General features: G+C 41.9%; 7 protein-coding genes and 2 rRNA genes. 3 read left to right on the forward strand and 6 right to left on the reverse strand.

Annotated elements, in window-relative coordinates:
- Window positions 1–116: 116 nt before the first annotated feature.
- The gene (locus A3735_RS21470) at window positions 117–1,367 is read left to right on the forward strand and encodes a response regulator (protein WP_068515504.1); all 1,251 of its coding nucleotides are present in this window, start codon (window positions 117–119) and stop codon (window positions 1,365–1,367) included.
- A 151-nt stretch (window positions 1,368–1,518) separates the two neighbouring features.
- A complete protein-coding gene (locus A3735_RS21475) occupies window positions 1,519–1,728 on the forward strand; it encodes a hypothetical protein (protein WP_068515507.1) in 210 nt (69 codons plus the stop codon).
- Between the two features lie 59 nt (window positions 1,729–1,787).
- Here the strand turns inward: A3735_RS21475 and A3735_RS21480 are convergent, their stop codons facing one another.
- Window positions 1,788–2,390, reverse strand: coding sequence for a peroxiredoxin (locus A3735_RS21480; RefSeq protein WP_068515509.1), 603 nt, complete (start codon window positions 2,388–2,390; stop codon window positions 1,788–1,790).
- A 216-nt stretch (window positions 2,391–2,606) separates the two neighbouring features.
- Window positions 2,607–4,598 carry an SDR family oxidoreductase gene (locus tag A3735_RS21485; protein ID WP_068515512.1) on the reverse strand — a complete coding sequence of 664 codons (1,992 nt, stop codon included), beginning with the start codon at window positions 4,596–4,598 and terminating at the stop codon, window positions 2,607–2,609.
- 362 nt (window positions 4,599–4,960) lie between these two features.
- Here A3735_RS21485 and A3735_RS21490 point away from each other — a divergent pair, with 362 nt between their 5' ends.
- On the forward strand, window positions 4,961–7,804 hold the full coding sequence (locus A3735_RS21490; protein WP_156490641.1) for an insulinase family protein: 2,844 nt from the start codon (window positions 4,961–4,963) through the stop codon (window positions 7,802–7,804).
- A gap of 48 nt (window positions 7,805–7,852) precedes the next feature.
- Here A3735_RS21490 and sbcB read toward each other — a convergent pair whose 3' ends face one another.
- The 4 genes from sbcB to A3735_RS21510 form a co-directional block, all read right to left on the reverse strand.
- Window positions 7,853–9,295 carry an exodeoxyribonuclease I gene (gene sbcB / locus A3735_RS21495; RefSeq protein WP_068512962.1) on the reverse strand — a complete coding sequence of 481 codons (1,443 nt, stop codon included), beginning with the start codon at window positions 9,293–9,295 and terminating at the stop codon, window positions 7,853–7,855.
- 84 nt (window positions 9,296–9,379) lie between these two features.
- Window positions 9,380–10,267 carry a DUF6160 family protein gene (locus A3735_RS21500; protein WP_156490548.1) on the reverse strand — a complete coding sequence of 296 codons (888 nt, stop codon included), beginning with the start codon at window positions 10,265–10,267 and terminating at the stop codon, window positions 9,380–9,382.
- Between the two features lie 392 nt (window positions 10,268–10,659).
- Window positions 10,660–10,774 (reverse strand): 5S ribosomal RNA (rrf, locus tag A3735_RS21505).
- A gap of 167 nt (window positions 10,775–10,941) precedes the next feature.
- A 23S ribosomal RNA gene (locus A3735_RS21510) occupies window positions 10,942–11,105 on the reverse strand; the annotation flags it as partial.

Below are 11,105 nucleotides of genomic sequence, written 5' to 3' on the forward strand. Positions count from 1 at the left end.
AAACTTTTTGAAGACTAAAAACTGGAGACTATGCGAGGAACTACTAAGCTGATAGATAAACCCACGGCTTCTATATAGCGCCCTTTTATTATGTACAGACTAGCGTACCCTCAACTATGAAAAAATTCTTACTTGTTGAAGACAGCTCGATTGTTGTAAAAATCATCAAACACATCAACAAAAGCAATGCTGGCTTCCCTTTTGACATCGCCACGTCCTTCGCAGAAGCAAAGGAACACATTCAAAATAATGGCGCAGATGCGTACCTTGTTGCAGTGGTCGACCTAAACCTTCCTGACGCACCGGATGGAGAAGTCGTTGACTACACCATTGCAGAAAAAATCCCCACCATCGTACTCACGGGAAATTACGATGAAGAGAAAAGGGAGAAAATGCTGGAAAAGCGAATCGTCGACTACGTTGTAAAAGAAAGCCGCTTCTCTTACGAGTATGTCATAAAGCTGATTAAGCGCCTTGAAAAAAACCAGCATATAAAAATTCTTGTAGCAGACGACTCCAAAATGTCTCGCCGCTACATTCAACAGCAACTTGAGACACACCTTTATCAAGTGCACACCGCAGACGATGGCGACACGGCTTTAGAGGCCCTTGAACAACACCCAGATATTAAACTACTGATTACCGATTACAACATGCCAAGAATGAACGGCTTTGACTTGGTCAAAAACATCCGAAAAGAGGTGAGCAAGAATGAGCTGGTTATAATCGGCTTGTCTGGTGAAGGTGACGGAAAACTAACTGCCAAGTTCATAAAAAATGGCGCAAACGACTTCTTGAACAAACCCTTTAGCCATGAAGAGTTTCATTGCCGCATTTTACACAACATCGAAAACCTTGAGCATTCCCAAACGCTTAAATATCTCGCCTTCCATGACTTTGTTACAGGGCTGCCCAACAAACAGAAGTTCTTTCTTGATGGGAACAAAGAGTTAGAAAAGGCCGTAAGCCAGAGCACCCCAGTATCTGTTGCTCTACTCTCTGTTGACCAAATGCATAACATTCAAGACAAGCACGGCCTGGATGCGCCCGATATCACCATGCGCAATCTAACCACCCTGCTACCAAAGGCATTCAATCGCTTCCAATACGCTCGAATAAACGACTCTGACGTTGCAATACTTATGGCAGGGCTAAGCCTGGAACAAGCAGCAAAGCTTGTAGACGGCTTTAGGGAGCTAGTTGAAGACCATATTGTTATGATAGATGAGTTCAGCTTCAACTTCACTGTTTCAGCAGGAATAACCGAGAACAACAATAACTCTTTAATTGAGCTTTTAAAAAATGCTGACAATCGCCTGTATCTAGCCCGAGAAAATGGTGAAAATCAGGTATGGTTTGAAGACTAAGCAAGTCCTGCAAGATATACTTGCAGCGAAGAGATAGCCCTGACTATACTCTTACAGCACCAACACACCGTGATATTCTGCTTTTGTCACAATAAAAATAAAAACTATCGGGCACAGCAACTGCCTGAAACACAAGAAAGGTAGAACAACAATGAGTAACGCCACACCTTGGTATCATGATTATAGCGACTATATATCTGGCGCTCTTTTCGGGCTGATTACCCTGGATATTTTCATGCTTTTGATTCATGGAATTACTGAGCGCTCTTTATCAGACTACAGCATGGGAACGCTAGCTATCACCATCCCCATAATGCTCGTATGGAGCTTTGAACGACTTTATTCAAAACAAGAGCACTAAAAAACAAAAAAGCCCAACTTAATGTTGGGCTTTTTCATATTACAAAGACTTATCGACCATTAAAGATTGTCGGCATTCTCTGATAAGTATGCAGCAACGCCATCAGGAGAAGCGTTCATACCTTTGTCACCTTTATTCCAACCTGCAGGACAAACCTCGCCATGCTCTTCATGGAATTGAAGCGCGTCAACTAGACGAATCAATTCGTCCATATTACGACCAAGCGGTAAATCGTTAACGATTTGCGAACGAACAGTACCGTTAGTATCAATCAAAAATGCACCACGGAATGCAACACCACCTTCTGACTCAACATCATAAGCCTTACAAATATCGTGGTTCATGTCTGCTGCTAGCGTATAACCTACCTGACCAATACCACCATCATTGATTGGAGTGTTTCTCCAAGCGTTGTGAGTGAAGTGAGAATCGATAGAAACACCAATAACTTCAACGCCACGAGCTTTGAAGTCATCCATTCTGTGATCCAGAGCAATCAACTCAGATGGACAAACAAAAGTAAAATCTAATGGATAAAAGAACACCAAGGCATACTTGCCTTTTGTCGCTTCAGAAAACGTAAATTCATCAACGATAGAACCGTCACCTAGTACTGCAGATACTGTAAAATCAGGAGCTTGCTTACCAACTAAAACACTCATTAGTTATTACCTTCCTTAAAAGTTTTATTCGATAGAGATACAGAACGTATCTCTTAGTGTGGTTAAAACAACGTGGCTATATTACACAGCCAGTAAAAATAATTACACCATTTCTTAGTTACTTTTTCTGAAAAAGTAAGCTTCTAAAAAAGAAAAAGAGGCCGAAGCCCCTTTTCTATTACTACATAGCATCAAATACTAGCTAGACAAAACGCCTTACCAGTGAATACCACGCATGATCGCAGCGAATGCAACCTGCTCTGTTGAAACTTTTGGCTTTTCATTAGCTTGCCCCTTACCTTGAGCCGCAGCTGAATCAGGGAACATCTTATAGCCAGTATTCATTACAATCTCACCAACCTTAGGAGCTAAGCAGTGAAGTACTGCAGCAAAAGTCCCCAAGCGTGTAGCGATACGCTTTGGTCGATGCACAATCGCTTCAGCAATCAAATCTGCCGCATCATCTGGCGACAATGTCGGAACAGAGTCGTAGATCTTAGTTGGGCCAATCATCGGCGTACGCACAAGCGGCATATTAATCGTTGTGAAAGTCACATTACTATCGGAAAATTCTGACGCAGCACAACGTGAGAATGCATCCAAAGCAGCTTTTGATGCAACGTATGCAGAAAAGCGTGGAGCATTAGTTAGTACCCCAATAGAGGAAATATTAACGATATGGCCGCACTTACGTTCTAGCATTGATGGCGCGAACCCCATAATCAAACGCAAAGAACCAAAGTAGTTTAGCTGCATAGTTCGTTCATAATCATGGAAACGGTCAAATGCATGGTTAATCGCACGTCTGATCGAGCGGCCTGCGTTATTAATCAAATAATCAACATGACCATGATCTTTTAGCACGGCTTCAACGAACTCATCACAGTTATTCATGTCCGCGAAGTCGCAACGATAAGCATGCACTTCACCCTTACCTTTTGCTTGTAGCTCAGCCTTAACTTCGTCCAGAGTCTCTTGCGTTCTAGCAGCGATACATACGATTGCCTCAGCATCTACCAATTTATGCGCAGTCGCCAATCCGATACCCGATGTTGCACCCGTGACAACACAAACTTTTCCACCAACAGTACCTTTTAAGGAACGATCTTTATGTAAATCTGGGTCTAGGTTACGCTCCCAAAAATCCCAAATAGCAGGTGCGTAGGATTCTAGACGAGGAACTTCGATTCCTGATCCTTTCAATACACGCTCTGTTTCGCGAGAGTCGAACTTTGTTGGGTAATTGATAAAACCCATTGCCGACTCTGGAACACCAAAATCATTTAAAACCGCACTCGTAATACGCTTAACAGGAGGAAGGTTCTTTAGGCCATTCCTAACCATTGAAGGAATAAAACCAAACATGCGAGAATCAACACGCATTGTCATGGTTGGCGCATGACCAGCTTCGGCAAAAATATTTAGAACCTCACCAACCTTGTGTGGGTCTGGGTCAGTCAAATGGAAACATTTTCCATCTTCACCATCTGCATGGGAAATATGATCAATTGCATCAACAATAAAGTCGACCGGCACAACGTTAATGCGGCCACCTTCAATACCAATAGTAGGCATCCACTTTGGTAAAGTGTTACGAATTTTTTGCAGCATTTTGAAGAAGTAATATGGACCGTCAATCTTGTCGATCTCACCAGTCTTAGAGTGCCCCACAACCATACCAGGACGATAGATTCTGAAAGGAATAGAGCATTCGTCTCGAACAGCCTTTTCCGAGTCATGTTTTGTTTGAAGGTATGGATCGTCAAGGTTCTCGGCCTCTTCGAACATATCCTCTCTAAACGTCCCCTTATAAAGACCAGCTGCTGCGATCGAACTAATATGGTTAAAACAGCCTGCTTGCATTTCTGTCGCGGCAACAATTGCGTTTCTTGTGCCCTGTACATTTACTGCTTTCTGAATTTCAGCACCAGCGTTCAAATCATAGATCGCTGCTAGATGATAAAAGTGCTTAACATTTCCTTTGAGCTCGGCCATTTGAGCATCAGAGATACCCAGGTTATCCTGAGTCAAATCGCCAACGATCGCTACAACGTCATCACCTGACACGTTAAAACGCTCAAGCAATTCCTCATAGCGCTCCATACTGGACTCTTGTGTAAGAAGATATATCTTCTCACCACGCGCGATTAGTTTCTCAACTAAAAAACGACCAATAAAACCGGTTCCACCGGTCAAAAAATAGCTCATTACTTAATACCCCGAAAAGAATAAATTGATTGCGCTTCGCTCAGAATTCGCTTACCAATGGATAACTAGTTAATTCCCTGCATCAGTATCTTAAGTCTGAAATCAAATGCGACCACACCAAAGATAATTGTAGTATAAAGCCAAAAATATGCTGAAATATAATACTAATCGGCCATGTGACCTTATTTTAACTACAGATTACGTAGATACATTACTCTAATATATATAATTATGTTATTAACGTGAACTTGCTTTAACAAAAGCCCCTATCAAGCTGAAATAACACTATACTAGCTCACTAAACTTACTTTGATCATCGAGGAATTTCTGTGTTCGGAATATCAATTTTACGGCCAGTTTATTTGCTTTTCATATTATGCGCTGTAGGTATTATATCTAGTAATGTTAACGCCTCCCTTTCTATAGAAAAAAGCCCTAATGATAGCCGGCACTACGATTACTTAGTACTAGAAAACAAACTTCGAGTCTTGCTGGTTTCCGACCCAAATACCGATAAATCTTCTGCGTCTCTAGACGTTAATATTGGCAGCGCAAGTGACCCTCTTGAATATCCGGGCTTGGCCCACTTTCTTGAACATATGCTCTTCCTTGGCACTGAAAAATTCCCTGAGCCTGATGCTTATCAGAAATATATCACTCAACATGGCGGCTCACACAATGCATATACTTCACCTGAAAATACAAACTATTTCTTTGATATCCGACCCGAATTCCTAGAAGCGGCGCTTGAACGCTTTTCTGAGCAGTTCACTCACCCGCTTTTTAACGCCGAGTATGTCGAGCGTGAAGTTAACGCTGTTCATTCCGAATACACATCCAAAGTCAAGGATGATGGACGACGCTTTTATTCTGTAATAAAAGCAGTATTAGCCGACGATCACCCCTATAGCCGCTTTTCTGTTGGAAACCTTGAAACCCTGAGTGACAAAGGCGAAGAAAAGTTACGCGACACTTTATTAGAGTTTTATCAAAAGAATTACTCTGCGAATCAAATGACTTTGGTAATTTTGGGGAAAGAGCCTCTTTCAACACTTAAAAAGTGGACACTAGCCAAGTTCAGTAACATTCCAAACAGCAACGTCGAGTTTACCGACATATCGCAAGATTTCTTCGCAGAAGATTTCCTACCTGTAAAAGTTGAAGCGCAATCGATAATGGACAAGCGATCAATGATGCTCGCATTCCCCATACCATCATCAAGCCTTCACCAAGACTCAAAGCCTGTATCCTACCTATCAAACCTGATTGGCCATGAGGGTAAAGGCAGCCTATTGTCGGCATTAAAAAATGAAAACCTAGTCGACTCACTATCGGCCGGTGCAGAGTTTGATACTAGAGTCAAAGAACTGTTTGTTATCCGCATGAGCTTGACTCAGTTTGGCTTTGACAACCAGGAACGAATTCTAGAGACCATTCATAGTTATATTGACCTTCTACGTAAAGAAGGCCTGAAAAAGCTTTACTTTGACGAACAAAAAACCATGTTAGATATTGCTTTTAACTATCAAGAGAAAAGTGAACCCATTCATTTCACGAGCAAGCTATCAAGGGCGCTCCAGTTTACTTCAGCAGAAGATATTCTTATCAAGCCCTACTCGCTCAAGCAGTTCGATCACGAGTTATACAAAACATACTTAAGCCATCTTAATCCCAAGAATATGTTTGTTGCGGTTAGCGCTAAAGCAGTTGTTGGAAAACGGTTTACTGACTGGTACGACGCACCCTATAACATTCAAGAACTGGATCAGAACCTTCTGGATAAACTCATCAAGCCTAAGCAGGACAATAGGCTAAGCCTGCCAGAGAAAAACATTTTTATTCCGGAAAACATATCAATAGTTAAAACGATGAATACTGAAAAGCCAGAGCTTCTGCTCAAACAACTTGGCTTAGAAGTATGGCATCACACTGACACTAGCTTTGGCACGCCTAAATCAAACTTATTCCTTACCATACGCTCCCCTGAAGCGCTTAAGTCTGCGGCAACGCTAAATATGACAGATCTTTTAGTAAAACTTCTAACTGACTCGCTTAATGAATATAGCTACCCTGCCTATCTTGCAGGCCTTCATTACGAGCTATACAAGCATATGCGTGGTGTAACCATCAAAATCAGCGGGTACAGCGATAGACAGGCCCAACTTCTAAGCAAGTTACTTAACACCGTTAAATATGCAGAGTTTTCTCCCTCTCGTTTCTCTATAATGAAAGAACGCTTGTCTAGAAGCCTATCAAACGCAAAAGATAAGAAGCCATTTCAGCAAGCTATTTCCAAAGCTCAGAACGTAGTTATTGCTCCTTCTTGGAATGAAGAAGAACGTCTGAGCGCACTTAGAGATATAAAACTAGAAGATATTAATCAGTTTCGTGAAGACTTTCTGTCTCAACTAGATATAGCAGTGTTGAGTAGCGGAAACCTATCGCGTGCATCAACACTCAATAATGCACAATTAATTCAAAGCATATTACTTGATAAGGCAACTAAGACCGAGGTCAGCCGCGCCAAAATTCGCCGCATACCACCTAAGACTCCTTGGCTCAACACGCTCGACACCGAGCACAGTGATACCGGCTTTGTTCACTATGTACAAGGAAAAACTACTAGTCACAAAGAACGTGCTAAGTACTTACTACTCACTCAAATACTCTCTAGTGATTACTACAACCAAGTCCGCACTCAAAAACAAATGGGTTACATCGTATTCGCAACAAATTTTGAGTTGCTTGAAGTACCGGCTATAGCGTTCATTGTTCAGTCCCCTAGTAACACAGGCCAAGAGCTTTATAAGGAAACCAAGGCGTTCATTCATACAAGCTTAGAGACAGTTAGGTCAACAAGCAAAGCTGACTTGAACAAGCACAAGAGCTCGGTTGTTGCAAACCTACTAAAGCAAGACAACACCCTTTATTCACGCTCCAATAGGTTTTGGAAAGACATTGATATAAAAAATGTAGACTTCGACACCAAAGAACAATTAGCTAAAGAAGTGAACTCTCTTACCTTAGAAGATATGAGCACTCTAGTTCAGAACATTATTGCTGACGAAAACGGGGTGCTTACTGTTGTCGCAAAATCTAATTCTGAAAACTCTCAGGCAAGAGAACCAGAAAAGACAGAAATTAACAGCGCCGAGGGCATGACGAATCTTTCTACTGAACAATGGCAAGGGTTCAGCAAGTTCTAGAAAAAGCTTATTTAGCTTCAGATAGCCCGCGCTATCTGAAGCTCTTTACTAGGCATATGGAATGATAGACTCACCATAGAACCGGAGATCTTCAAGCACCGACTGAGATTTAGAGTCGATATCCGATTGAGATATTGCATGAATGCGATCGAAGAACTCTTTAAAAGTAAGGTACCCGCCATCGGCGCTCATCAATTTGTTTGCACAATACCGCTCCCACTTTGACTGCTCTTCCTCCGTCAAAGTTTGAGGAAAGTTTCGCGCTTTGTAGCGAAACAATAATTCCGGCAAACGACTATCCTGAAATCTAAACTCCTCTTCCTCCAACTCAATATCACTGGCCTGCCTAACGCGCGACATCTCAGCTTTATCATGGGTAGAGAAAAAACCACCGCTATATATCATCAAGTCGGGGTCTGTTTCGTTTCTCTCGGGGGAGCTCAGGCTGAACACTTCTTTAATTTTTTCAACAAATATTGGGTTATTTCTGATCCATTCTAAGTGTGACCTCATCAAATCCAGATTCAGCTCCCAGCGTTCAAGTCGTTCAGCAGACATCGTCTTTATCATTGCAGCAGGAACAACCATTGGGCATTTATTTACATGAATCGCCTTGATTGCTGGCCGCTCTTCGCCCTCAGAAAGCTGCGCCGAAGGCATGTAAAGCCGACGCTGAATCTCTTCATTGCTCAGCGCAAACAAGTAAGCAGGGTCTTGCCTTAGATCAAAACAGATAAAGGAATTTTTATTCTTGGAGTCTTGAAATAGCGGCACAATAAGCGCACAACACCCTTTACTTGCAGGAAATTTCGAAGAAACATGAAAAACCGGTTTAAGCTTATTTGGTTCGAGTAACTCTAGTACCTTATGCTTGTCTCTATTTTTAAAAACATAGTCGAACAATTGTGGCTGTGCTGACTTGATTAGCTTAGCTAGGCCGATGGTGGCATAAACATCACTCATCGCGTCATGTGCTGACAAGTGCTCAATACCATTAGCTTGACTTAAGACCTCAAGCCTAAAGCTTGGCGTTCCAGAGTCATCACAAGGCCAATTGATCCCTTCGGGTCGAAGAGCGTAAGTTAAACGCACAACATCGATTAAGTCCCAGCGTGAATTACCGTTTTTCCACTCTCGCTCATAAGGGTCTATAAAGTTCCTATAAAACAGGTTTCGAGTGATTTCATCATCAAAGCGAATACTATTATAGCCAGCCACACAGGTAGACGGGACTGAAAAAATCTCTTCTACCTTCTTGGCAAACTCGACCTCAGAGAAACCGTTTTCTTGTGCATATTGAGGTGTGATGCCAGTAATTAAGCAAGCTTCTGGAGAAGGCAAAGCATCTTCTGAAGGGCGACAGTAAAAAGTCGTTGGCTCTTCGATGATATTTAAATCTAAATCGGTTCTAACACCGGCAAACTGACTTGGCCTATCTCGGCGAGTATCTGCGCCGAATGTTTCGTAGTCGTGCCAAAAGATGGACTGCATTAGAACCTCCTAATCTAAGAAGGTTCATATTGTACTCTATAGGCTTGCTTTTCGAGAACTGTAAGATTAATAAAGGAAAAGATTTTACGGCTTAAATAAACCAACACCACGGTCGATATATTCCACCCGAACTCGTTCAGTACCATTAGCATTAGTGCCGGTATTCATATCTATATGAAGAGAAGTAGGTATGTTAATAAATACACCTGAAGCAGTGGTCATCTGACCATCACTCGTTGACCAGTCGGTGTCTTCTTTCTGAAAAGAGATGAAAAAGTCGTTGGTGTAATCAACATTACCTGTTGTAGAGTTTCTCTGCCCAACATCAAGAGTCTTATAGTCTGCAAGGTCATAACAGTAAAAACCCGAATTACAATCCGTTGCACCTCCACTTTGATCATTACCTACACCAAAATACTTAGCACGAGTATTATCGACATCGCCACTTAAGTTAAGCATCGATGCTTGGTAATCATCGCCAAAGAAATCAGTAATCGTAGCGCCAACGTTACCAGAAATACTATCAAAGTCACCGCTAAGCTGACCACGAGCTTCACCAAAGCCCAAACGAAAGCCTACAAGCTCATCGGTAGCGTCTTTGGCAATTTCGAAATACGGATCATTTACTTCAAAAGGAATAATATCGTTTACCGCGTAAGTTTGCCCATCTAGCTGAACTTGAGCGGCATCAGTAGATATAGAACCAAATGCTAGGTTAGTAGCAGAGAAGTCAGCGCCTAACTCACCATCTCTTTCGTATTTACCTAACTCAACATTATTAATGTTCATCTGCATTTTTGATTCCATACCCAATGTAACGCGGGTATAGCTATTCGAGCCTATTTGATCAATATCAAAGGCAACAGCGGCTTGGCCAGAGTATTGACTCAGCTCATCATCAGCAATGGGCTTAAGCTCAGCCACTACATCAACTGAGGCTACAGCCAAAACTGTAAAAAATAATTTTTTCAACCGATTTCCCATACCTGCGGAATTACCTATTCAAGTTCCATTAACGAATTGTTCGGCGACCCAAAATCTACAACTAAAACTCTATTGCTTTGTCTTTGTATTATTTTTTATAAGCGAATGTAACTATATATATTTATCTAAAAGAATGCTGTGCACTCAATCACAGCTACTTCAACTAAGACATCACACTCCGCTGCATGTCCCGAAAAATGGGGGTTCAGAAATGTAAACAAATGCAATAAAACAGATAGTGTTATTGTATTAGCTGAATGCAGGTAGCGGGCTATGCATATTTATCCCCTAACTACACGAAAGCGTTTCTTCAGACTAAGGCTTTTATTTAGACAATAAAAAAACCCCAGCAGGATGACCTACTGGGGTTTCTAATAGAAGCCTGACGATGACCTACTCTCACATGGGACCTCCCACACTACCATCGGCGATGCTTCGTTTCACTTCTGAGTTCGGGATGGGATCAGGTGGTTCCAAAGCTCTATGGTCGTCAGACAAAACTTCGGTTGCTGATACTTGATCAACAACACTTAATTCTGCGTCTTTAACAATAGCAAGTAATAGCTAACTTTATCTCTGCTGTCTAACGAAGACTCATATCCAATTTGCGTTACCCGTCGTTGTACGAATAATCATTCACTATAAAACCACTTGGGCGTTATATAGTTAAGCCTCACGAGCAATTAGTACTGGTTAGCTCAATACGTTACCGCACTTACACACCCAGCCTATCAACGTCATAGTCTTTAACGGCTCTTTAGGGGAATTAAATTCCCAGGGAAAACTTATCTTGAAGGGGGCTTCCCGCTTAGATGCTTTCAGCGGT

It is taken from the genome of Oleiphilus sp. HI0061, assembly GCF_001635675.1.

Coding starts and splice junctions, on each gene's coding strand:
- A3735_RS21470 (WP_068515504.1), top strand. CDS start 117: ATGAAAAAATTCTTACTTGTTGAAGACAGCTCGATTGTTGTAAAAATC.
- A3735_RS21475 (WP_068515507.1), top strand. CDS start 1,519: ATGAGTAACGCCACACCTTGGTATCATGATTATAGCGACTATATATCT.
- A3735_RS21480 (WP_068515509.1), bottom strand. CDS start 2,390: ATGAGTGTTTTAGTTGGTAAGCAAGCTCCTGATTTTACAGTATCTGCA.
- A3735_RS21485 (WP_068515512.1), bottom strand. CDS start 4,598: ATGAGCTATTTTTTGACCGGTGGAACCGGTTTTATTGGTCGTTTTTTA.
- sbcB (WP_068512962.1), bottom strand. CDS start 9,295: ATGCAGTCCATCTTTTGGCACGACTACGAAACATTCGGCGCAGATACT.